20 protein-coding genes and 2 pseudogenes are annotated in these 21495 nt (G+C 67.6%); 15 read left to right on the top strand and 7 right to left on the bottom strand.

Translation table 11 applies throughout. The features are described 5' to 3' along the window. The coding region (locus ACZK4S_RS11385; protein ID WP_463644343.1) for a transposase family protein at nt 1–406 on the bottom strand (406 nt) is incomplete at its 3' end. A 152-nt stretch (nt 407–558) separates the two neighbouring features. On the opposite strand from ACZK4S_RS11385, the gene ACZK4S_RS11390 reads away from it, so the two are divergent. Together ACZK4S_RS11390 and ACZK4S_RS11395 are read left to right on the top strand one after the other, a co-directional pair. After that, nucleotides 559–846, top strand: a complete 288-nt coding sequence (locus ACZK4S_RS11390) for a type II toxin-antitoxin system Phd/YefM family antitoxin (RefSeq protein ID WP_226965871.1) — start codon at nt 559–561, stop codon at nt 844–846. Continuing rightward, the gene (locus tag ACZK4S_RS11395; protein ID WP_187720431.1) at nt 843–1271 is read left to right on the top strand and encodes a type II toxin-antitoxin system VapC family toxin; all 429 of its coding nucleotides are present in this window, start codon (nt 843–845) and stop codon (nt 1269–1271) included. The genes ACZK4S_RS11390 and ACZK4S_RS11395 overlap by 4 nt, the downstream gene beginning before the upstream one ends. A gap of 28 nt (nt 1272–1299) precedes the next feature. Here ACZK4S_RS11395 and ACZK4S_RS11400 read toward each other — a convergent pair whose 3' ends face one another. Further along, nucleotides 1300–2730, bottom strand: a complete 1431-nt coding sequence (locus ACZK4S_RS11400; protein ID WP_463644344.1) for a helix-turn-helix domain-containing protein — start codon at nt 2728–2730, stop codon at nt 1300–1302. 132 nt (nt 2731–2862) lie between these two features. On the opposite strand from ACZK4S_RS11400, the gene ACZK4S_RS11405 reads away from it, so the two are divergent. The 5 genes from ACZK4S_RS11405 (at nt 2863) to ACZK4S_RS11425 (ending at nt 8848) form a co-directional block, all read left to right on the top strand. Beyond that, entirely contained in the window at nt 2863–4680 is a 1818-nt protein-coding gene (locus ACZK4S_RS11405; protein ID WP_463644345.1) for a phosphoenolpyruvate carboxykinase (GTP), read from the top strand. A 111-nt stretch (nt 4681–4791) separates the two neighbouring features. Continuing rightward, nucleotides 4792–5052 carry a type II toxin-antitoxin system Phd/YefM family antitoxin gene (locus ACZK4S_RS11410; RefSeq protein ID WP_187720429.1) on the top strand — a complete coding sequence of 87 codons (261 nt, stop codon included), beginning with the start codon at nt 4792–4794 and terminating at the stop codon, nt 5050–5052. Further along, entirely contained in the window at nt 5049–5444 is a 396-nt protein-coding gene (locus ACZK4S_RS11415) for a type II toxin-antitoxin system VapC family toxin (RefSeq protein WP_463644346.1), read from the top strand. Before ACZK4S_RS11410 ends, ACZK4S_RS11415 begins: the two co-directional genes overlap by 4 nt. 118 nt (nt 5445–5562) lie before the next feature. Further along, nucleotides 5563–8241 carry an MMPL family transporter gene (locus tag ACZK4S_RS11420; protein WP_463644347.1) on the top strand — a complete coding sequence of 893 codons (2679 nt, stop codon included), beginning with the start codon at nt 5563–5565 and terminating at the stop codon, nt 8239–8241. A 4-nt stretch (nt 8242–8245) separates the two neighbouring features. Further along, on the top strand, nt 8246–8848 hold the full coding sequence (locus ACZK4S_RS11425) for a TetR/AcrR family transcriptional regulator (RefSeq protein ID WP_463613676.1): 603 nt from the start codon (nt 8246–8248) through the stop codon (nt 8846–8848). Nucleotides 8849–8873: 25 nt separating this feature from the next. On the opposite strand, the gene ACZK4S_RS11430 is transcribed toward ACZK4S_RS11425, so the two are convergent. After that, the gene (locus tag ACZK4S_RS11430; RefSeq protein ID WP_463644348.1) at nt 8874–9734 is read right to left on the bottom strand and encodes an exodeoxyribonuclease III; all 861 of its coding nucleotides are present in this window, start codon (nt 9732–9734) and stop codon (nt 8874–8876) included. A 10-nt stretch (nt 9735–9744) separates the two neighbouring features. Then, complete coding sequence (locus ACZK4S_RS11435; protein WP_264292630.1) at nt 9745–10023, bottom strand: HIT family protein; 279 nt, start codon at nt 10021–10023, stop codon at nt 9745–9747. Nucleotides 10024–10054: 31 nt separating this feature from the next. Here ACZK4S_RS11435 and ACZK4S_RS11440 point away from each other — a divergent pair. From ACZK4S_RS11440 to ACZK4S_RS11455, 4 genes and pseudogenes are all read left to right on the top strand, one after another. Then, nucleotides 10055–11087 (top strand): annotated as a pseudogene (locus tag ACZK4S_RS11440) (IS630 family transposase). A 270-nt stretch (nt 11088–11357) separates the two neighbouring features. Then, nucleotides 11358–11660, top strand: a pseudogene (locus ACZK4S_RS11445) (family 43 glycosylhydrolase); the annotation flags it as partial. Continuing rightward, the gene (locus ACZK4S_RS11450; protein ID WP_463644442.1) at nt 11646–12350 is read left to right on the top strand and encodes a beta-xylosidase family glycoside hydrolase; all 705 of its coding nucleotides are present in this window, start codon (nt 11646–11648) and stop codon (nt 12348–12350) included. The pseudogene ACZK4S_RS11445 and the gene ACZK4S_RS11450, both read left to right, overlap by 15 nt. A 324-nt stretch (nt 12351–12674) precedes the next feature. After that, the gene (locus ACZK4S_RS11455) at nt 12675–14558 is read left to right on the top strand and encodes an ATP-dependent nuclease (RefSeq protein ID WP_463644349.1); all 1884 of its coding nucleotides are present in this window, start codon (nt 12675–12677) and stop codon (nt 14556–14558) included. Nucleotides 14559–14646: 88 nt separating this feature from the next. Here ACZK4S_RS11455 and ACZK4S_RS11460 read toward each other — a convergent pair whose 3' ends face one another. Beyond that, nucleotides 14647–14904: a hypothetical protein gene (locus tag ACZK4S_RS11460; RefSeq protein ID WP_463644350.1), complete on the bottom strand. Its 258-nt coding sequence runs from the start codon at nt 14902–14904 to the stop codon at nt 14647–14649. A gap of 764 nt (nt 14905–15668) precedes the next feature. Further along, entirely contained in the window at nt 15669–16007 is a 339-nt protein-coding gene (locus tag ACZK4S_RS11465; RefSeq protein ID WP_463644351.1) for a hypothetical protein, read from the bottom strand. 677 nt (nt 16008–16684) lie between these two features. Between ACZK4S_RS11465 and ACZK4S_RS11470 the strand changes: the two genes are divergently transcribed. Then, entirely contained in the window at nt 16685–17101 is a 417-nt protein-coding gene (locus ACZK4S_RS11470) for a hypothetical protein (protein ID WP_463644352.1), read from the top strand. A gap of 301 nt (nt 17102–17402) precedes the next feature. Here ACZK4S_RS11470 and ACZK4S_RS11475 read toward each other — a convergent pair whose 3' ends face one another. Beyond that, nucleotides 17403–18446 carry a hypothetical protein gene (locus tag ACZK4S_RS11475; RefSeq protein WP_463644353.1) on the bottom strand — a complete coding sequence of 348 codons (1044 nt, stop codon included), beginning with the start codon at nt 18444–18446 and terminating at the stop codon, nt 17403–17405. Nucleotides 18447–18780: 334 nt separating this feature from the next. Between ACZK4S_RS11475 and ACZK4S_RS11480 the strand changes: the two genes are divergently transcribed. The 3 genes from ACZK4S_RS11480 (at nt 18781) to ACZK4S_RS11490 (ending at nt 21413) form a co-directional block, all read left to right on the top strand. Next, nucleotides 18781–19326 carry a hypothetical protein gene (locus ACZK4S_RS11480; RefSeq protein ID WP_463644354.1) on the top strand — a complete coding sequence of 182 codons (546 nt, stop codon included), beginning with the start codon at nt 18781–18783 and terminating at the stop codon, nt 19324–19326. Nucleotides 19327–19358: 32 nt separating this feature from the next. Further along, the gene (locus tag ACZK4S_RS11485; RefSeq protein ID WP_463644355.1) at nt 19359–20075 is read left to right on the top strand and encodes a nucleotidyl transferase AbiEii/AbiGii toxin family protein; all 717 of its coding nucleotides are present in this window, start codon (nt 19359–19361) and stop codon (nt 20073–20075) included. Between the two features lie 96 nt (nt 20076–20171). Next, nucleotides 20172–21413 carry an IS256 family transposase gene (locus ACZK4S_RS11490; protein ID WP_463644356.1) on the top strand — a complete coding sequence of 414 codons (1242 nt, stop codon included), beginning with the start codon at nt 20172–20174 and terminating at the stop codon, nt 21411–21413. Nucleotides 21414–21495 lie beyond the last annotated feature (82 nt).

A 21495-nucleotide genomic window follows, 5' to 3' on the forward strand; every position in this document is an offset into this window, starting at 1 on the left:
CCTGAACGGAGGCGTTCTCCCGTCGCATCTGCCCGATCGCCCACGACGTCGCGCGACTGGTGAGCAGCGCTCTGGGTCGCGCCACATCGGGGTCTTGCTCCATGAACGAGTTCACCGGGCACATCGGTTCGGGACACAGCCAGCGACGTTTCCGCCACCACAGCTTCACCGGCGCCGTGAAGCACGGCGCGTCGATCAACTCAACCCTCTGCCGGCCATGCGCATGCGCGATCACGCCGCAGGCGGGGCAGCCCATCACCTCCGGCGTCCGTGACTCGACCTCGACACGCAGTCCCGCGTCGTCGCGCTGGACGCCGACCACGTGGAGCCCAGGCAGACCGACCAGAAGGTCGCAGCGCTGACAGTAGCCGCCGCCGGCACGGCAGCAGGAAGTAGAATCGGGCACGTCGAGGTCCTTGAAGATCAGGTGGTGTGGTAACCCCGATTCTTGAGGGCCTCGACCCCCTTCACCCCGCCGACACGCCCGCCATCGGATCCCCGCTCACCCCACGCTCAGGTACGAAGAGCCAGATATGTACAAGCATGTACGATTGCGCCATGTCGAGAATCAGCGTGAGCACTGCACGCCAGACCCTTCCGGAGCAGCTCGACCGTGTCGAGGCCGGCGAGGAGGTGTCGATCACCAGGCACGGCCGGGTGGTCGCCGTCCTGGTTCGTCCGGACGTGCTCAAAGCGCGCCGTGCGTCGAAGGTATGGGATGAGGCTGAGCGGATCGCGGGCCTCCTGGACTCGACCCGCAGCGAGCCGATGCAGCGCCCCGTCATCTCGCCCGAGCGGGCGGAGGAGCTCGTTGATGCGGTCCGTGACGCACGGTCCGGCCGATGACACTCCTCACTGCTTTCGACGCTGATGTGCTCATCTACGCGGCAGCCGATGGTCACCCTCTTGGGGTGCCTGTGGCCTCGTTGTTCGCCGTCGAAGGTGAGGGGCCCGTCGGCATCGGCTCAGTCCTGCTCCTGCCAGAGGTGCTGACCAAGCCACTGAGGGAAGACCCCGACTCCGCCGAGGTCAAGGCGCTGGCCGGCCTCCTCGGTCGGCTGGAGCTTCGCCCGGTGGACGAGGCGACGGCGCGACTCGCCGTCGCGCTGGCCGTCACCTACAGACTACGGGCGGCGGACGCGGTACATCTGGCCACTGCCGTCGCGTCAGGTGCTGACCGGTTCCTCACCAACAATCGCAGGGACTTTGCCACCACGATCGACGAGATCGACGTCGTGTACCCGGAGGATCTGGCCAACGCCCAGACGTGAGGTGCCGTCGGTGGGCCACGCCGACGGCTCAGTCGTGCGCGTGCGCCTCCAGGAACTCGTAGAGTTCGCGATCGTCCACACCCGGATAGGTCCCCTGCGGCAGGGGAGCGAACAGGTGGGTCCGCACCCTGGGCGACGCCCACCCCTGCCCCCTCCAGCGCTCCGAGAGCCCATCCTCCGGCCTGCGGCAGCACCGCGCGTCTGGGCACGTCGATACCTCGCGCTGCTGTGATTCGCGCCCCCGGAACCACTTCGACTCGGCATAGGGCACGCCCAGTGTGATGGAGAACTCCGCCGTTGCGCCGGTCCCGGTCTGCGTCGACTCGAAGAAGGTGCCGGCAGGCGTGTCCGTGTACTGGTAGTGCTCGCTGGTGCGGGTGGCACGCGCGAACGCCTTTCGCGCGCTCCAGTGGCGGCAGACCACCTCGCCCTCCGTCGAACCGGTCGCGTCCTGGGGCAGCGGAAGACCGTCGTTCTCATAGGCACCCACGACGGTGCCGTCGCCGTTGACCCGCAGGTAGTGAAGCGTGATCCCCAGGTAGTGGGTGGCCAGGTTGGTGAACCGCAGCGCCGCGCCCTCGTGGGTGACCCCGAAGGTGTCGCGGAAGTCCTCGATCGCGATGTTGCGCTCCCGCTTCGCGCGCTCCAGGAAGTCGACGGAGGCGGCGCGGGGCATCAGGCACGCCGCGGCGAAGTAGCTGGCCTCGAGGCGCTGGCGGAGGAAGTCGGCGTAGTCGGCCGGCGCCTCATGCTCGAGCACGGTGTTGGCCATGGCCTGCAGCGCCAGCGATCGCAGCCCGTGTCCGCCGGGGATGGAGGCCGGCGGGATGTAGATGCGGCCGTGCTCGAGGTCCACGACGGCACGCGCCGAGTGGGGGAGGTCGTCGGTGTGCACGATGGTCAGCCCCACCCGCTTGGCCATCTCCGCGACCGTGCGGTGGGTCAGGGCGCCAGACGTGTGCCGCACTGCCTTGGTTGCCTGCTCCGCGATCAGCTCGATCTCAGGCAGGTGGTTGTTCCGCTCCCGCATCGTCGTCCGGTGCTGGGTGTTGGCTCGCCGCGCCTCCGCAGGCGTTGAGATGGCCATCCGGGCGCGCCTGTCGAGTTCGCGGTGCAGGCCGACGATCGTCTTCAGCGTCGCGTCGGACATCGCCCGCGAAGGGCGCAGGAGGGGCAGGCCGAGCTCCCGGTACGCAGGGGCGGCCTGGGCCTTCTCGAGTTCGATCTCAAGCGCGGCCCGCGGCGACGGGGGCTCGGCGGCCAGCAGATCCGAGGCGGTCACGCTCAGGGCTGCTGCGATGGCCTCCAGCAGCGACAGGCGGGGTTCGCGGTGGCCGTTCTCCACCATGGACAGCTGGCTGGGAGCCGTCCCCGTGATCTCTCCCAGTTCTTCCAGCGTCAGGCCGGCCTTGGTGCGGAAATGCCGGATGCGCCGCCCCAGCGTGGAGAGATCTGCCATGCAGTTCACCATACGCGAAGAACTGCCGAAGTTCACAGCAATCTGACCAGTAGAACCCCGGGTCCCCTTCCGTATGGTGAAGCCACAAGCTCATCCCGCACCGAAGCGACACCCACAAGGTTGGAGAATCTCATGACCGCCACCGCCACGTTCACCCGCCACGCACCCGATAACGCCGACTCCCGCATCGTCGAGTGGGTGGATTCGATCGCCGAGCTGACCCAGCCGGAGCGCATCCTCTGGTGCGACGGCTCCGCCGAGGAGCGCCAGCGGATGCTCGACGAGTCCGTGGCGGCAGGCACCCTCATCAAGCTCAACCCCGCCAAGCGCCCCAACAGCTACCTGGCCCGCTCCAACCCGAGCGACGTGGCCCGGGTGGAGTCCCGGACCTTCATCTGCTCAGAGCGCGAGGATGACGCCGGCCCCACCAACAACTGGGCCCCGCCGTCGGAGATGCGCGAGACCTTGAGCGGCCTGTTCCGGGGGGCGATGCGTGGGCGCACCATGTACGTCGTCCCGTTCTCCATGGGGCCGGTGGGGAGCCCTCTCGCCCGCCTCGGGGTCCAGGTCACCGACTCGCCCTACGTCGTGATCAGCACCGGCATCATGACCCGGATGGGCGCCGCCGCGCTTGCGCAGATCGGCCCGCGCACGGAGTGGGTCCCGGCGGTGCACTCCGTCGGCGCGCCTCTGCTGCCCGGCGAGGAGGACGTGGTCTGGCCGTGCAACGAGACCAAGTACATCGTTCACTACCCGGAGAGCCGCGAGATCTGGTCCTTCGGCTCGGCCTACGGGGGCAACGCCATCCTCGCCAAGAAGGGGTTCGCGCTGCGTATCGCCTCGAAGATCGGCGAGGAGGAGGGGTGGTTGGCCGCCCACATGCTCCTGCTCAAGGCGACGAACCCCGAGGGCCGCACGTTCCATGTGGCCGCCGGGTTCCCCAGCGCCTGCGGCAAGACGAACTTCGCGATGCTGCGTCCCTCCATCCCCGGCTGGACGGTCGAGAGCATCGGCGACGACATCGCCTGGATGGCGCAGGGCCCCGACGGCCGATTGCGGGCCATCAACCCTGAGGCCGGCTTCTTCGGGGTGGCTCCCGGCACCGGTCACTCCACCAACCCCACCGCGATCGCGACGATCGAGAGCGACACCGTCTTCACCAACGTCGCCCTCACCGACGACGGCGACGTCTGGTGGGAGGGCCTCACGGACGAGGCGCCGTCGCACCTGACCGACTGGCAGGGCCGCGACTGGACCCCCGACTCCGAAACCCCGGCGGCGCATCCCAACTCGCGCTTCACCGTCGCCGCCCACTTGTGCCCGTCGATCGCGGACACGTGGGATGACCCGGCAGGCGTGCCGATCGACGCCATCATCTTCGGCGGGCGACGCGCCACCAACGTCCCGCTCGTGGCGCAGGCCAGGGACTGGGAGCACGGCGTCTACATGGGTGCGACGCTCGCCTCGGAGCGCACGGCCGCCGCCGAGGGAACCCTCGGCGAGCTGCGCCGCGACCCGTTCGCGATGCTGCCCTTCTCCGGCACCCACATGGCGGACCACTGGCAGCACTGGCTCAACGTCGGCGAGAGGCTCGGCGAGACGGGCAACGCGCCGCAGATCTTCCAGGTCAACTGGTTCCGCCGGGGCGAGGACGGCCGCTTCCTGTGGCCCGGGTTCTCCGAGAACTCCCGCGCCCTCGCGTGGATCACCGAGCGCATCGAGGGGAAGACCTCGGCGATGGAGTCGCCGTACGGTCTGGTGCCTGTCCATGCAGCGATCGACTACCAGGCTGCGGGCGTGAGCGACGAGGACTGGGACACGCTCTTCGCGATCGACGCCGCCGCCTTGAGCGCCGAGGCCGACGACACCGACGTCTTCCTCGCCCGCATGGGCACCAAGGTGCCATCGGCCGTGAGGCGGCAGCACGAGGAGTTCCGCTCCCGGCTCTGACCCCGCGACCGGCGCGTGGTCAGGTCATCGGAACGCACGGGCGTCCCTCCGTGGAGGGGCGCCCGCTGCGCTGATCCGGGCGACTGTGGCGATAGTGCTACAGTTACGCACATGTCGACCGTCGCCTCCCGGGACCTCCGCAACCACACCCGCTCAGTCCTGGACCGCGTCGCTGCTGGGGACGTCGTCACCGTGACGGTGAATGGGGAGCCGGTTGCCGAGATCCGGAGCCCCACGAGGCGCAGGCCGGTCGCAATGAAGCGCTCCGACCTGATCGACCTGGTGCACGCCCAGCGGGTAGACGTCACCCTTGAGGCGGACCTCGGGTGGATCTCCGCGGGTTCCACGGAAGACCTCGGGCCCATCAGGTGAGCGCCGGTCTGCTGGACACCAGCGTGTGGATCGCTGGGGAAGTGGGTCGGCTACTCGACACCGCCGCGCTTCCCGATGAGGGGTACGTCTGCGTCGTGACGCTCGCCGAGCTTCAGGCGGGCGTGTTGGCGGCGCCCGACACGCGGACGCGCGTGGCCAGGCTGGCCACCGTCGAGAGACTCGCCGGCCTGGAGCCGCTGGCGGTAGACGGGGCGGTGGCCAGGCAGTGGGCGTCGCTGCGGGTGCAGCTGCACGAGGCCGGTCGATCAATGGGGATCAATGATCTGTGGATCGCGGCCGTGGCGCTGGCCAACGGACTGCCGGTGGTCACTCAGGACTCGGGGTTCGACGTGCTCGCTGAGCTGGGCGCTCTCGAGGTGATCCGCGTGTAGCTGTCAGCGGGCTCAGGGCACGCAGAACGGCAACCGAATGCTCAATGGGCAAATTTGCCTAATGGGCAATAAGGCACCTACTGTGGGGACGTCTCCGTCATCGACCGAAGGGCCCCGCATGTCCGCCTTCCTCTACCGCCTCGGCAGGACGGCGGCCACCCGGCCGTTGGCTTTCCTCGCGGCCTGGCTGCTCGTCATCGCTGCCGTGGTCGGCCTGCTCCTCACGCAGACCCCGTCCATCTCCTCGCGCCTCACCCTCGACGACGCCCCCGCGCAGCTGGTGCTGGACGAGGTCACCGCGGCGCTCCCCGAGGCGGGTGGCACGCAGGGAACCCTCGTCTTCTCCGCCGACGACGGCGGGCGCGTGGACAGCCCTGACCGCGCCGACGCGATCTCCCGATCGCTCGACGCGGCCGTCGGCACCGGCATCGTCCTTGACCGGGATGCCCGGCTGGAGGAGCAGCGCGCCGAGGTGGAGACCACCGTCCGCGCGACCGTCGAGGGCAAGGTGGCCGACGAGGTCCGTGCCCAGCTCGAGTCGTTGATCACCGCCCTCGAAGGGGCAGTCCCCAGCGGGGCACCCGCCGCGTCGCCGGCGCAACAGGAATCAATGGCGGCGCTCGGCGCGCGGCTGAACGAGGTCACGACGACCGCCCGCGCCCTCGTCGCCACCCCTGACCAGCAGCTCATCGCCGAGTCCGGCGCGTTCTTCGCCGAGGTCGGGCAGCTGCGGGCCGAGCTGCAGGCCATGGGCGTCCCCGTCGACGGGTTCCCGGCTCCCGAGCCGGGCATGACCGACCCTGCCGCGGCCGTCGATGACGCGGCCATGGCCGCCACTGACGAGGCCCTTGGCCGCCTGGACGGACTCCTGGACGGCACGTCGCCGAGCGGAACCTCACTGGTGGCCTCCGACGGGGAGCGTCGGACGGTCGTCGTCTCGGACGACGGCACCGTCGCCATCGCCTCCATCCAGCTCACCGAGCAGATCTCCGATCTCCCCGAGGGCAGCCTCGACGACCTGCTTTCCGCCGTCGACGGAGAGGTCGCGGGGAAGGGCCTCGCGGTGGCCGCGAGCAGCGCCCTTCAGCCGATGGAGCCACCCATCGGCGGGAGCGAGGCCATCGGCCTCGCCATCGCCGCCGTCGTGCTGCTTCTGACCCTCGGCTCGCTCACGCTGGCCGGCCTGCCCATCCTGCTCGCCCTGGTCGGCGTGTTCATCGGGGTGGGCGGCGCCTACGCGCTGTCCGCGAACTTCGAGATGACCACCTCCACGCCGGCGCTCGGGCTGATGCTGGGCCTGGCCGTGGGGATCGACTACGCCCTCTTCATCATCCACAAGCACAGCTCCCTGCGGGCCAGGCTGGGGCTCGACGCCGTCGAGGCCACCGCCCGCGCCGTCGCCACCGCCGGAGGCGCCGTCCTGTTCGCCGGGCTCACTGTCGTCATCGCGCTCCTCGGGCTGCTGACGCTCGGCATGGGGTTCGTCTCCACGATGGCGGTCACGGCAGCCGTCACCGTCATCCTGGCCATCGCCCTGTCGCTGACCGCGCTACCGGCCCTGCTGGGACTGCTCGGGCGCGGGCGTCGGGCACGCACCCAGCCGGTGCGCGCCCACCGCGGCCACGAGCACTCCCGGTTCGGCCGGATGGCCAAGCGCTGGGTAGAGGCCGTCACCGCGCGCCCGATCCTCACGATCGTGCTCATCGTCCTGGGCCTGGGCGCCCTGTCGCTGCCGGCCGCGCAGATGCAGCTCGGCATGCCGTCGGGGGCGGTGGCCGCGCCCGGCTCGGATCAGCGGGTCGCCTACGACTCGGTGACCCACGCCCTCGGGGAGGGGGCGAACGCGCCGCTCATCGTCGCGCTGACGCCGTCGGATGCGGCCGCTGTGGATCAGGACCGCCTGGAGGCCTGGCAGTCCGAGCTCGCCACGCACGAGACGGCTGCCAACGTCCAGCTGATGGGGACCTCCGAGGACCGCTCGCTCGTGCTCTACACCGTCGTCCCGGACGCCGGGCCCACCGATGAGAGCACGGCCGATCTGGTCACCGCAGTGCGCGCCGCCGAACTCGACGGGGTTGAGCGGATCGGCGTCACGGGGCTCACCGCCATCAACATCGACCTGTCCGAGTCGCTCGCAGAGGCCATTCCCGTCTACCTCTCCCTCGTGGCCGCTTTGTCGCTGATCGTGCTGCTCGTGGTGTTCCGGTCCGTGGTGGTGCCGCTGGCCGCCACCGCCGGCTTCCTCCTGTCCATCGGCGCCACCATGGGGCTCGTCGTGACGGCCTTCGGCAATCCCAGCTTCACCTGGCTCGTGGGGGTGGATCGGGCCGGTCCGGTACTGAGCTTCCTGCCGATCATGGCCACCGGCATCCTCTACGGCCTGGCGATGGACTACCAGGTGTTCCTCGGCACGTCGATCCGCGAGGCCTACGTGCACGGCGAGACCGCGCGGCTGGCCGTGGTGGACGGCTTCCATCACGCGAGCCGGGTTGTCGTCGCGGCGGCCATCATCATGGTCTCCGTCTTCGGTGGCTTCGTCCTCAGCGAGGATTCCATGATCCGGCAGTTCGGCTTCGCGCTCGCCGTCGGCATCCTCATCGACGCCTTCGTCATCCGTATGGCGCTCATCCCGGCGGTGCTGCACCTGGCCGGGGACCACGCCTGGTGGCTGCCGGGTTGGCTGGACCGGATCCTCCCCGAGGTTGACGTCGAGGGCACGCTTCTAGAGGTGGCCGACGCGGTGGTGGAGGACGCCCCAAGCGAGGAGGCGCCCGTCGGGGCCGGGGTGGGACACTGAACCCATGGCACCCGGACTACGCGACGCGAAGCGCACCGCCGTGGCGCAGCGGCTCGCCGCCACCGCCTTCGACCAGGTGCGCGAGCGCGGGTTCGGCGAGGTGACGGTGGACGACGTGGTGGCCGAGGCGGAGGTGTCGCGGCGGACGTTCTCCAACTACTACTCGTGCAAGGAGGCGGCGGTCGCGGCGGTGGTCGTGCACCGGGTGGAGGCGGCGCTGCGCGAGTGGCAGCCGCCCACCGCGGCCGATCCCCTCACGTTGGTCAGCGACCTGGTTGACCACCAGATCCGGGTGGGTGCCTTCGGGTCGCTGACCGAGGTCGCGGCGCTCGCTGTCGGGCATCCCCAGCTGGTGCCCTTCGTCCGGGAGGCTCAGTGGCAGCTCTGGGTGGCGGTGGGGGACAGGGTCCTCGACGTGCTGCCCGGGGCGGGCGACGACGACGTGGAGACGGTCCGGTTGGCCGTCGGCGCCCTGTTCGGGATTGTCAGCGCCAGCCTGATCGGCTCGGGCGACCGGTCGGGGGCCGGCAACCTCCGGGGAGCCGTGCACCGGGGGATCGCGCGGCTCGGGACCGGCCTCGGCCGGCCCGCAGCCTCGGAGGGATGAGCCCCGAACCGGCGCCGTCGTCGCGTCAGTCCTTCGATTGAGGCAGCCTCGTCCGGCCACCCCGTTTCGGGTTCGACGGCGGGGGCACGACGGGGCCGATGCCGCCGTCGGGGGCCTCATCGAGGTCGACGATGACCGGCGCGTGGTCGCTGGGCAGCTTGCCCTTCCGGGCAGCCCGGTCCACCCAGGCGGCCGTGACCCGGTCCGCCACCGGCTGCGACGCCAGCACCAGGTCGATCCGCATTCCCAGATCCTGGTGGAACATTCCGGCGCGGTAGTCCCAGTAGGAGAACACGCGTTCGCGCTCCGGCCAGCGGGCCCGCACGACGTCGACCAGCCCGAAGGCCTCCAGCCGCTGCCGCTCGGGTCCGGTCACGTGGGTGTGGCCGAGGTAGGCGGCGGGATCGAACACGTCGGCGTCGGCGGGCGCGACGTTCATGTCCCCGCACAGCGCCACGTCCGGCGGTCCCGCGGCAACCGCGGCCGCCAGGGCGTCGAACCAGTCGAGTTTGTAGGCGTAGTGGTCCGAGCCCACCTCGCGGCCGTTGGGCACGTACAGGCTGTGGATGCGCACGCCGCCGCAGGTGGCGCTGATGGCCCGGGCCTCAGTGACGCCCCCGTACCGGGGCTGGCCGGGAAAGTCCCGCTCGACGGCGGACAGCCCGGCGCGGGACAGCAACGCAACGCCGTTGAACCCGCCGTACCCGTGGTGCGCGGCCTCGTAGCCCAGCTCCGCGAGGGGGCCCGCCAAGAGCTCACCGAAGGTGGCGTCGGTGAGTTTGGTCTCCTGGAGGCAGACGACGTCCGGCTTGCGTTCCTCCAGCCAGGGCAGCAGTCGGGGCATCCTCTGCTTGGCGGAGTTGACGTTCCAGGTGGCGATCCTCACGCCCGCGAGGCTACCCGCCCGACGCCTCCGGAGGGGCCGCGAGGGCCTCGCGCAGCCGGGCGGCGTAGGCCGCCTGCTCGCCTTCGGTGTATCGGGTCCGGGGCCAGAAGAACCCGCGCAGGCCGTCACCCCTCGTCCGCGGCACCACGTGCACATGCAGGTGGGGGACGGACTGGCTGACCACCGTGTTGATGGCGGTGAAAGATCCCTGGGCACCGTACGCGGTCGTGACAGCGGCGGCGACCCGCTGGACGACGGCGAACAGGGGCGCTAGTGGCGTGTCGGTGATGTAACTTTACGGTTGCATGGGACAATCGGGCATGGCGAATAGGACAGCCCCGGCACTGGTGTTACGTGAAGGCGATAGGGGCGAGTTGGAGCGGTTGACCCGGGCGGCGACGGTGATGGCCTCGACCGCGCAACGGGCGCGGATCGTGTTGCTGGCCGCTGACGGGGTCGGGAACCAGGTGATCGCGGACACGGTGGGGGTGTCGAGGCCGACGGTGAATCTGTGGCGGGACCGCTACGTCGAGCGGGGTGTGCGGGGTTTGGCTGATGAGCCCCGCCCGGGTCGGCCCAGGCAGGTGGATCGGGTTGCGATCCTCGCCGCCACTTTGGACCCGCCGCCGGCCAGCCTGGGGGTGACGCACTGGTCGTCGCGGCTGCTGGCGCCTCGGCTGGGGGGTCGACCATGCCACCGTCGCGGCGGTGTGGAAGGAGTTCGGGGTCAGGCCGTGGAAGGCGGAGACGTTCAAGTTCTCCACCGATCCGGAGCTGGTGGCCAAGGTCACCGACGTGGTTGGCCTGTACCTGGCCCCGCCGGACAACGCGATCGTGTTGTGCGTGGATGAGAAGTCGCAGATCCAGGCGTTGAACCGGACCCAGAAGGTGCTGCCCATGGCACCTGGCCATGCGGAGCAGCGCACCCATGACTACGTGCGGCACGGCACCACCACCCTGTTCGCGGCGTCGGAGATCGCCACCGGGAAGGTTACCGGCCTGTGTAAGGACCGGCACCGGCATCAGGAGTTCCTTGGGTTCCTCAAGCATGTGGCGCGTGCCTACCCGACCCAGGAGCTGCATTTGGTGATGGACAACTGCGCCACTCACAAGAAGGCCGAGGTCCGTGACTGGCTCGCCGCGAACCCGCGGATCACGGTGCACTTCACCCCGACCTCCGGCTCGTGGCTGAACCTGGTCGAGGTCTGGTTCGGGATCATCGAACGCCAAGCCATCCGGCGCGGGACCTTCACCTCGGTCCGCGACCTCACGGGCAAGATCCGCGCCTTCATCAACGGATGGAACCGACGCAAACACCCATTCATGTGGACCAAAACGGCTCTTCGTACCTGAGCGTGGGGTGAGCGGGGATCCGATGGCGGGCGTGTCGGCGGGGTGAAGGGGGTCGAGGCCCTCAAGAATCGGGGTTACCACACCACCTGATCTTCAAGGACCTCGACGTGCCCGATTCTACTTCCTGCTGCCGTGCCGGCGGCGGCTACTGTCAGCGCTGCGACCTTCTGGTCGGTCTGCCTGGGCTCCACGTGGTCGGCGTCCAGCGCGACGACGCGGGGCTGCGTGTCGAGGTCGAGTCACGGACGCCGGAGGTGATGGTTCCCGGAGGCGCCCCACATGTATCGGCGTGGTGACTACTACTACCTCCTGCTTGCGGAGGGAGGCACGGAACAAGGACACATGGTCACAGTCGCGCGCTCATCCACGCCCTGGGGCCCTTGGGACAACTGCCCCCACAACCCCATCCTCACCCATAGGTCACTTCCGTTGCCCGTGCAAGCTGCCGGCCACGCCGATCTCCTGGAACTGCCAGATGGCTCATGGTGGGCTGTAGCACTCGGGACCAGACCAGTCGGAACCTTCCATCATCTCGGCCGGGAGACATTCCTCGCTCCGGTGACATGGACACCCGACGGTTGGCCACTCATCGGAGACAACGGTCGCCTTCCAGAAAGTGGGCAGAAACCGCGCCTGCCCGATTCACCGAGTGACCCTGAGCGCACAATCGACGACTTCAGGGGCACGACTCTGGCTCCATACTGGAACACATTGCGCCGCCCTCTGACTCGCGACGAGTTCTCGCTCACCGACCGTCCAGACGCCCTGCGCCTCACGGGAGGTGCCGCCACCACAGATGATCCCCTCCTAGTGACCGTCGCACGGAGACAACAGCACCATGCAATATCCGTAACAGCGCGCCTCGACTACACACCCGGAGAGCACGACGAAGCCGGCATCACCATCCGCGCTGACGAGCATCACCACATCGACATCGCAGTGAGGCGGGGCAACGGCGAACACCGAACGGTGGAACTACGGCAGCGCATCGGGCCAGTCGCCTCCATGCTCGCATCAGGTCCCGTCGACCCCGGCGAACTGGACTTCCAGATCAACGCGACCGCACACAGCTACACGCTGAGCGTGGCACACCCCGGCGGCACACTCATGCTCGGCGACCTAAGTACGCGGTACCTCAGCTCCGAGGTCGCAGGAAGTTTCACCGGAGTATTCATCGGCATGTACGCCAGCGGCAATGGACACCTAGCCTCCGCACCCTCATGGTGGACACACTTTGCATACTCACCGGCGCGCGCTCGGTAGTTCGTTTGACGCGAAGCACACCCGCCGGCGTTACCGGTTATTACATCGGATCATCCAGAGAATCCGATGTAATAACCGGTAGGATCGAGGCATGGCCACCCGACGCCGACAGCAACTCGTCACCCGCGACGACGTGCCGCTGCCACCGTACGAGTGGAGCCATGACCGCTCCGGGTCGAAGTCGGCGTGGGGTGTGAGCCTTGGGACCTCGCAGACACGGGCGGGGTTCCGCTGGGTTCGTAGGCGAGAGTTGGGCGTCTTCCACGACTGCCTGACGTGGCTTGCTGCAACGATGGGGAGACCAACCACTAGCCAGGAGCTCCGTTGCACATCAAGGCCGCCCACATCAAGAACTTCCGAGCGCTTGTCAACGTGGAGATTGACTTCGACGACGTCACAACGCTGCTGGGCCCTAACGGCTCAGGTAAGTCCTCAATCTTGTACGCGCTCGACTGGTTCTTCAACGGCGGCACCCTGACTATAGACGACATCACCGGCGGCCAAGCCGACGATGCTGAGATATCTGTTCAGGTCGAGTTCGATCGACTGACCGATCGCGACCGGGAGGCTCTGGGAGCGAGATACGCCGATCCGGCCACTACCAGCTTCTCGGCATGGCGGACTTGGCGCTCAGGAACCGAGAAGATAACCGGCAAGGCGCTCGCTTTCGAACCGTTCGAAAGGGTCCGTGAAGCCACTGGCGTGAGCGCTAAGAAGGAGGCGCTCCAGAATGCTGGCTCGCAGTATCCTGATCTCGGAATTCCGAAGTGGGGCACTTCCATTGCCGCAACCGAGATGGCTATGAGTGACTGGGAGCGCGCCCATCCAGAGGATTTGAAGCCGGCCTGGGTTTCGGACACGCACTTCTTCGGATTCAACGGCCAGGCAAAGCTCTCCGGCCTGTTCGATTTCGCCCTGGTCCGAGCCGACCTTCGTGCGTCCGAGGAGGCGGCCGACGCAAAGAGCGCCTTGGTCGGTCGAATCCTGGCGAGAGCCATCGATCGAACCGAGGCCACCAGGGACCTGGGCCTGCTTCTTGAGGCCTTCGGCCGGCAAGAACGTGAACTTCAGGACAAGCACCTCCGCCCGCAACTTGACGCACTAGCTGAGGCCCTGACGCGGGAGGTGGCGAGCCTCACGCCAGACAAGGTGATTCACCTTCGAGCTGCGCCGACGGAGGTCAAGCCCGCCGCTGCCCGTGTTGAGGTGAAGGTTGCGGACAGCATGGCGGAGACAGACGTTTCTCGGCAGGGTCACGGGTTTCAACGGACGGTACTGATTGCAGCATTGAAGCTACTTGCGGATCGGGGCCCCGGAGACGCGGAACGCGGCACTCTTTGCCTCGCAATTGAGGAGCCGGAGCTCTATCAGCACCCCACACAGGCGCGCGCGTTCGCCACAGTACTGCGGGCCCTGGCTGATGAGCAGACCAACCAAGTTCAGGTGATGTACGCCACTCATAGCCCATACTTCATCGAGCCGCGCTTCTTCGATCAGGTTCGGCGTGTCACTCGAATCGCCGACGGGCCACGATCCGCGGTCAAAATTCGTCAGGCATCCCTAGAAAAAGTCTCCGCGCGTCTGGACGGCTTCGAACAGGATCGGGCCGTACGCGGCAGATGGGAACAGGTGTGCCTGCAGGGGCTCGGAGAAGCGGTATTCGCCAATGCAGTCCTGCTCGTTGAGGGTGACAATGACAGGGCCATCTTGGAGGGCTTGGCGCGGCAGGGGGGCAATCTCGCGCTCGCAGGCATATCTGTTGCGGCCTCGCAGGGAAAGCCCAAGATACTCCTGCCTCTCGCGATCCTGGAGGAGCTCGACATCCCGGTGCTGACCATCGTTGACAACGACGAAGGCTGCGAGGAACGGGCGCGGCGGAAGTCGAGCGACCCGCTCGACATCGAAAGTGCCGTGCTTTCAACCACTTCGATGAATCGCAAAATCCTCCGCTACTTCGGAGAGGCCGAACAGGACTTCCCGAAAGGTCCCGTGAACCAGCGACTCATGTTCATCGACGATCGCCTCGAGAAGATGCTCGAGCGGGATTGGCCAGCTTGGGAGGAGACAAGAGAGAGACTCGTCGAGCAAGGTCAGGGAGTCGAGGGCAAGAACAGTTCAACCTACGCCCTCGCTGCCAGCCAGTGCGCTACTCCACCTGACGGGGACCTCCGACTGCTACTCGAGCTTGTGTGGTCCTTGACCCCATGACCAGGGGGCAAGGGGACTTTCTCTGCGGACCCACGTGTCCGGCTCGAGTCGCTATGAGCACTGCCGTGCTGAGGGCACGTGCCGGTATTCAGAGCAGCCGCGGATCGCCGTCCTCATCGTCTATAATGCGTCGGTCGCCTCTTATGAGGGCGTCCAGGGTGAGGTCGACGTCGTGCGCGGCCATGTCAGCCAGTCGGTCAGGGCCCAGCACGAAGATGTTCTGGGACGTGATGCCGACGAATTCCGGGTTGGGAGCTACCACGAACCGCAAGTCTCGGCCTATCGCCTCTCCCACATGTCTCGCCCTCTCGTCAAGGGCTTCAATCTCGTCTTTGTTCAATGCCATGGCCGCAATCTAGTGCCGACGGTCATCCATGTCAGTTTTGCCTCAGGAGGTCGGGCTGGCTGGGTTGCCATGCGCCAGCCGGCGCCACACGCTGGCCTTTGCTTGAGTCCGTCAGGACAGTGCTGCCGTCACGGGCCGAGACCCCGATCACACACTGGGCACTGAGGGCTTGGCCCACCCCACGGCAGCTGATGGGACCACGGCTCATTTGAGGCCAGTAAGTCATGCACGCTCATCAGCGTGAGGCGTTTGGTGTCAAGAGCTGGGGGTCGGGTGTCCTGGCTTGTCGTCGGTCCCTGCATAGCGGTACGGGGCTGGGTGGCCCGGCAGCGTGTGATCGGGTTGGTTCGACGACGGGTCGGGGCTGCCCATGATGAGCGACGAGATACCGGAGGGTTCTCAATGCCGCAGAGGGCTCGCCCCGACCCTGCTCTTGGGGTTGGCTGACGCCTCACGCGTCGACGAGGGTCAGGCAGCTTCTGGCACCTCCACGAGAGTGCGGTGGGTGCCGTGGGTGGCGATGGAGGGATTCCATACCCGGCCGGTGGTGACGATCGCGTGCAGCTGGCAGAGCAGGGCGGCCGCGACGGCGGTCTGGGCCTGGGTGGGCTTGAGCGGATGCTCGGCGCGGGTGGTCAGGTGTCCACGAGATCCTCCTCACCGAGACCGCGCCCCCGGAGCTGCGTGCAGCCGCGATCACCGTCCTGCAGCGCATCTCCTCCCTGCCCCCACGACGAACGGTAGATGGTCGCTCTGCCCGGTGGTCAACGGTTCAACGGGTCGGGTTCAGGGTATTCGAGGTCGAGACATTCGAAGCCCTTCGCGACGGCGGCGTGGAGGCGCTGATGGCCGGCAGCGTCCCACTTCACGTGGGGGAAGTACTGCCAGTAGAAGGAGTCGTTGGAGGCCATGCCTTCGCCGGTGTAGGCCTGCCAGCCCGATGCGATCAGCCATTCCGCGTCGGCGGGGTTGTCGAGGCTGTCGGCGTTGGTGAGCCGGGCGCGGCCCGTCGTGCCGTCGGGGGTTGCCACGACGACCCACCAGTTGATTCCCGCGGTCAGGCCTTCACCCACCGCGATCTGCACGGCCTCGTCCCAGTCCACTGGCCCCCACCGTGATTCATGGCTCAGACGCGTCGCGCGGCTGATCGGCTCGCATACCATCTGAGCAGCCAGCGCCGCGTCGGGAACAGGCTCGGACCGACCGGGTTCAGCGGTCGCTCCGGATGACTCCGCGGGCTCCACCGGGACAACAACGATGGGCGTGTCCTCGGGGCTTGTCTCGGCCGGGGTGGCCGACTGCTGTGAGCTCGCTGCGACTGAGGCCGATGACGTGGCGCCCCCAGGCTCGTCCACTGTGCAGGCGCTCAACACCAGCACGCTCACCGCACCCACCCAGGCCAGCTGCTTCACCAGCCATCGACCAGAGGACGCGGACGCGTGCGGCGCCTGCGGGTCACCATCGAACCGATCGCGAGAGGGACCCTCAGACGGGCGGACGTGCGGCAGCTGGTGTCTCAACGGTGCTTCCCCCCGGTCAGCGGTGCTTGTGTTCGTGTCGAGCACAACTGTCCCACGGGTGCCGGTTCACGCCGACGGTCGAAGTCCCGTGTCCTGCCGTCAAGGGCTCGATGCCTCAGGGGGAGGGGCCGACTCGCGGAGCCGACTCCGTGAACATCCGCAGGCGCGCGTCAGACGACACCGTTGTCGGCGGACAGAATGATGCCCAGTGGCGGCTATGAGGTTCTGTGGTGTTGGCTGGGGATTAGGTTGCTCGGGAGGTGATCGTGGTGCCTGCGGTGGATCCCAATGATGACTCGGTGTGGCGGTGGGTGGTGCAGCATTATCGCTTCGACCCTGAGCGGAACCAGCGCCGCCGTGTGGTGGTGGCTGCCTATGACAATGAGGCCGAGTTCGACGCCGCGTTGACGGCCTACATTCAACTGATTAGTGCCGGGATCGATGGTGGCGACCGTGACCCGCGTGAACATGTGGGTGGCGTCATCTGGCACCCGGGGTATCACGCTGAGCAGGCCCGCGGCCGCTTGGCCGGCGACGCAGTCCGACATGGAGTCGATCCGCGGCCGCTGCTGGAGGACGGTCGGCTTCCCTCGAGTGTTGTCGTGTTTGGGTGGGACGCTGATGGCCAGCCGTGGTCGGTTGGTGGAGGCGAACCCCCGATCCCGCCTACGGAGTGAGCGCCTCACCATCCGGGCCTGCCGGTAGCTCGTCGTCACCCGAGGGTCGCATCATGGGCGCCTGGGATAGCCCGTTTCGATGGCGCGCGTCCTGATCACCGGCATGTCGCGAACCGGGAAGAGCACGCCCCTGGCGGAACTGTGCCGGCGTGGCCTCCACCGACCACGCAGGCTGGGCCCTCCCCAGCGAGGTGTGGCACCTCGCTCGCATGGCAACACTGTTGAAGCGTTCACGTCATCGTCTCCGGGGCGGTGGAGAACCAGGTCGACTTCTACGATCGGTTCGTCTACGCCGTCCTGCTTAGTTCGGCGTAACCAGGATGGTCGACGTTGGATCCACGTCCGGGCTCCATGCGAGTGTTGGCAGATCAGAACCCGACAACCCGGCCAATTCAAGGGCGGCTTGGCCGGAAGCATGCGCGGAGTAGATGGATTGACCGTTGGCTACCGCAGCGTAGAACTGGGCAGCGTAGTTGATGGCGTCGCCGTCATCGATGGCGTCTGCCATCCCTATGGCGAAGGGCGCCACCGTGCGCACAAGATCGTCAATCTGGGCCGCGGAGCGGCAAGAGTTCAGTAGGACGAGCAGGGGTGGATCGTCCGTTGCCTGGACGGCTCGTGCAAATGCCGCCGCCGTCACGATCACGCCCTTGTGCGGTTCGTCCTTCTCTTCTTCGAGGACGATGAGGTCTTCGTTGCTGTGTCCAGAGAAGTGGACAACGTGGGGTCGGAACTTCGTGATGCCGTCCAGGAGGTCGGCGCTGGTCGCTGCTGGCCGAACGTCGAGCTCTATCCGGTCTCGGTGAAGGGCTGACTCGACAGCGGCTCGGATCCGTTTCTGCTCGCGGCCGACTCGCAAGTCGCCTTCGGAGGAGGCGCCGAGCATGAGAACTCGCAGCCTTTCAGGCTTGGGTGCAGGGAGTTCGCGTAGGGCTTCGACTGCAACTTCTGCTCGAGCCACGCGTGACTCCAGAGCGCGCCTCTCAGCCACTGCCTGCCGATCAGCCTGCTGCTGTGCCTGCTGACGCTTACGTTCAGCTGCCTTGGCCTCGGACTCCTCGGCTCGACGCAATTGTGCTTGCAGTGCCACCTCGTCGCGTGCGAGATTCGCGGCCTTTGTCTGCCACCTCGCCGCTTCCTTCCCGGCCGTCTCGGCCTCTTTCTCGCGGCGCTCAGCCTCGCTGTTCTTCATGCGAGCGGTGCTGACGCTGCTCGTCTTCCCAGCTGCGAGGCGTGACTTTGCCGCGTCGGCCCGTTTGGCCGACTCCTTGGAGCGGTAATCGCCGGCCTTTCTCTCAGCCTCGAGCCGCTGCTTTCGCTTCTGGTCGAGTTGCCTGCGGTACATATGAGCGCTCATCGAGATCCCTCCCTGTGTCACCCCCCACGGTAGGCCGCCACACTGACAGAACGCTCCTGCATGCCCGCCAAGCGCGCCGAAGTACGGCCAGCACCGTCTCCGCATGCACGCACGTCTGGGTGATCGCGACCGGGAGAGACTCGGCCGGATGGCCACCGAGCGGGACGGCCCCTCGGTGTGGCCGGGAACTCCGGCTGCCCGACCGGAGTCGAGTACGTCGGACCCCAGCGCTTCGGTGTCGGGCGCTCTCCCGACGATCGCCATGCGCGATCCCGACCGCGTGAGCGTGGCGTAACTCTACCTAAAAGGGTATGGTTGTGGCGTGACGCGTGATGTGAGGTACAGGGATGTGGTGCGTGAGATCGCGTTTGGCAATCATGGCTTCGTCACGACACGGCAAGCCGCCGAGGCTGGCGTTCCGCCGGGTGAGTTGCCGAAGCTGGCCGAGCACAGCGGACTCGAATCGGTGGCTTACGGGCTGTATCGGGTGACCGACATGCCCCCAGGTGACCTGGACCAGTACGCGGAGGCGGTGCTCCGAGCCGGCGAGGACGCCTTTCTGTGGGGCGAGTCGGTGCTGGCCCTTCATGGGGGGCTTGCGGACGTGAACCCCACACACGTGATGGTCGCGGTCACCAAGCGCACCCGGACCAGGTTCCCGCCGTTCATGCGCGTCGTTAGGGTGGCGGAGGGTGAGCCGAGGACTTGGTATGAGGGGATCGCGTCGCAGAGCGTCGCTGCTGCGATCCTCGCGTGCCGCGGGAGGATCGAACCGGGCCGGCTCCTGGCAGGAGCCGAGCAGGCGCGCGCGGAGGGGCTGTTGACGACCGCCGAGTGGACCCGTGTCCGGGAGGGGTTGACCTCGTGAGGTGGGCGACCCCGCCAAGTAACAGGCAGTCGTTGGATCAGCGGCTGCGGAACCTGCAGGGAGCTGAGGCGGCGGTCCAGCGGCGTCGTGTCACGATGTCGCTGGTGGTGGTGGGTCAGATGCTCCCTGAGGGTGCGATCAAGGGCGGCAGTGCGATGGCGCTGCGTTTCGGTCTGGCCTCTCGGTTCACCCGCGACCTGGACGCCGCCAGGGTCGCGTCGCTGGATCAGTTCCGCGCCGACTTCGAGGAGTCACTGGCTGCGGGGTGGGCTGGCTTCACGGGGCGTCTGGTTGAGCGTGCCGCACCGAGTCCGGTCGGGGTGCCGGCGGGGTATGTGATGCAGCCCTTCGATGTGAGGCTCGCCTACCGGGGACAGTCCTGGTGTACAGCGAGGTTCGAACTGGGCCACAACGAGATCGGGGATAGTGACGAGCCCGAGTACAGGCTCGCCGACGATCTGGTCGTGCTGTTCACTGAGGTCGGACTGCCGGTCCCCCGCCCGGTCCCGGTGATGCGCGCCGATCATCAGGTCGCCCAGAAGCTGCACGCAGTCTCCTCCCCGGGCAGCGACCGCGCCCGCGACCTGGTCGATCTCCAGCTGTTGGATGCCGGAGAGGAGCTCGACTTGAGACAGATCGCTTCGACGTGTCAGCGGCTGTTCGTCTACCGACAGCAGCAGCAGTGGCCCCCGACCCTGACCGTGGGTGACGGGTGGGGCGACCTAGTTAAGTCCCTCATAGTGGTGTAGTCCCGCAGTGGCCGTGACCGTCGATGACGGCAGGGCGGTCACCGTGGGATCCTTCGAGTTCATCTCTCACAACTCTCTCAAAGGAAATCAACCACGATGACCGCTCCTCACATTGTCGACCCTGCTCACGTGCTCAGCAACCTTCTCACCGAGGCTTCGCCGGACATGATGCGCAGCGTGCTGCAGACGATGATCAACCAGCTCCTGTCCGCCGATGCCGATCTGGTGTGCGGCGCCGAATGGGGACAGCCTTCGGCAGGGCGGGTGGCGCAGCGCAACGGCTACCGCCACCGGCCCCTCGATACCCGTGTCGGCACCGTTGATGTCGCCGTCCCCAAGCTCCGCACCGGGACCTACTTCCCCGAATGGCTGCTGGAGCGCCGCAAACGTGCCGAGGCGGCGCTGATCACGGTGATCGCCGACTGCTACCTCGCCGGAGTGTCGACCCGCCGGATGGACAAACTCGTCAAGACCCTCGGCATCGACGGCCTGTCGAAGTCACAGGTGTCCCGGATGGCTGCTGACCTCGATGAGCACGTCGCGCAGTTCCGACACCGCCCTCTGGGCGAGGCGGGTCCGTTCACGTTCGTCGCAGCCGACGCGCTCACCATGAAAGTGCGTGAAGGGGGCAGGGTGATCAACGCCGTGGTCCTCGTCGCGACCGGGGTCAACGGCGACGGCCACCGCGAAGTCCTCGGTTTGCAGGTCGCCACCTCCGAAACCCGCAGCGCGTGGAACACGTTCTTCGCCGACCTGGTCGCCCGCGGCCTGGCAGGCGTCCGCCTGGTCACCTCCGACGCCCACGCCGGGCTGGTCGAAGCCGTCGCGGCGAACCTCCCAGGAGCGAGCTGGCAACGCTGCAGGACCCACTACGCCGCCAACCTGATGGCCGTCACGCCGAAGAGCCTCTGGCCGGCGGTCAAGGCGATGCTGCACTCCGTCTACGACCAGCCCGACCAAGCATCCGTGGAGGCCCAGTTCGACCGGCTGCTGGACTACACGAGCGAGAAGCTCCCCGAAGTCGCGGAGCACCTCGAGCAGGCCCGGGCCGACGTGCTCGCGTTCGCGACGTTCCCCAAGGACGTCTTGACCCAGATCTGGTCGAACAACCCCGCCGAACGGCTGAACCGGGAGATCCGGCGCCGCACCGACGCGGTCGGGATCTTCCCGAACCGGGAAGCGATCATCCGGCTCGTCGGCGCCGTCCTGGCCGAACAAACCGACGAATGGGCAGAAGGCCGCCGCTACCTCGGCCTCGACATCCTCGCCCGCTGCCGGCTCACCACGATCACCAACCCCGAAGAGGAGGTGACCGACCCCCTCGCCCTCACTGCCTAGACGAAGGAACCGCTACACCACTCCGCGGGACTTGACCGAACCGGTTGCGTTTGACCGTGGTGCGGCCGGCGACCGCGTCGGC

Source organism: Tessaracoccus zhenghani, assembly GCF_055326325.1.

Bases quoted from the DNA above. Each gene is read 5' to 3' on its own strand.
- ACZK4S_RS11395 (WP_187720431.1), top strand. From the start codon at position 843: ATGACACTCCTCACTGCTTTCGACGCTGATGTGCTCATCTACGCGGCA.
- ACZK4S_RS11475 (WP_463644353.1), bottom strand. From the start codon at position 18,446: ATGTACCGCAGGCAACTCGACCAGAAGCGAAAGCAGCGGCTCGAGGCT.
- ACZK4S_RS11410 (WP_187720429.1), top strand. From the start codon at position 4,792: ATGTCGACCGTCGCCTCCCGGGACCTCCGCAACCACACCCGCTCAGTC.
- ACZK4S_RS11400 (WP_463644344.1), bottom strand. From the start codon at position 2,730: ATGGCAGATCTCTCCACGCTGGGGCGGCGCATCCGGCATTTCCGCACC.
- ACZK4S_RS11405 (WP_463644345.1), top strand. From the start codon at position 2,863: ATGACCGCCACCGCCACGTTCACCCGCCACGCACCCGATAACGCCGAC.
- ACZK4S_RS11490 (WP_463644356.1), top strand. From the start codon at position 20,172: ATGACCGCTCCTCACATTGTCGACCCTGCTCACGTGCTCAGCAACCTT.
- ACZK4S_RS11425 (WP_463613676.1), top strand. From the start codon at position 8,246: ATGGCACCCGGACTACGCGACGCGAAGCGCACCGCCGTGGCGCAGCGG.
- ACZK4S_RS11460 (WP_463644350.1), bottom strand. From the start codon at position 14,904: ATGGCATTGAACAAAGACGAGATTGAAGCCCTTGACGAGAGGGCGAGA.
- ACZK4S_RS11420 (WP_463644347.1), top strand. From the start codon at position 5,563: ATGTCCGCCTTCCTCTACCGCCTCGGCAGGACGGCGGCCACCCGGCCG.
- ACZK4S_RS11390 (WP_226965871.1), top strand. From the start codon at position 559: ATGTCGAGAATCAGCGTGAGCACTGCACGCCAGACCCTTCCGGAGCAG.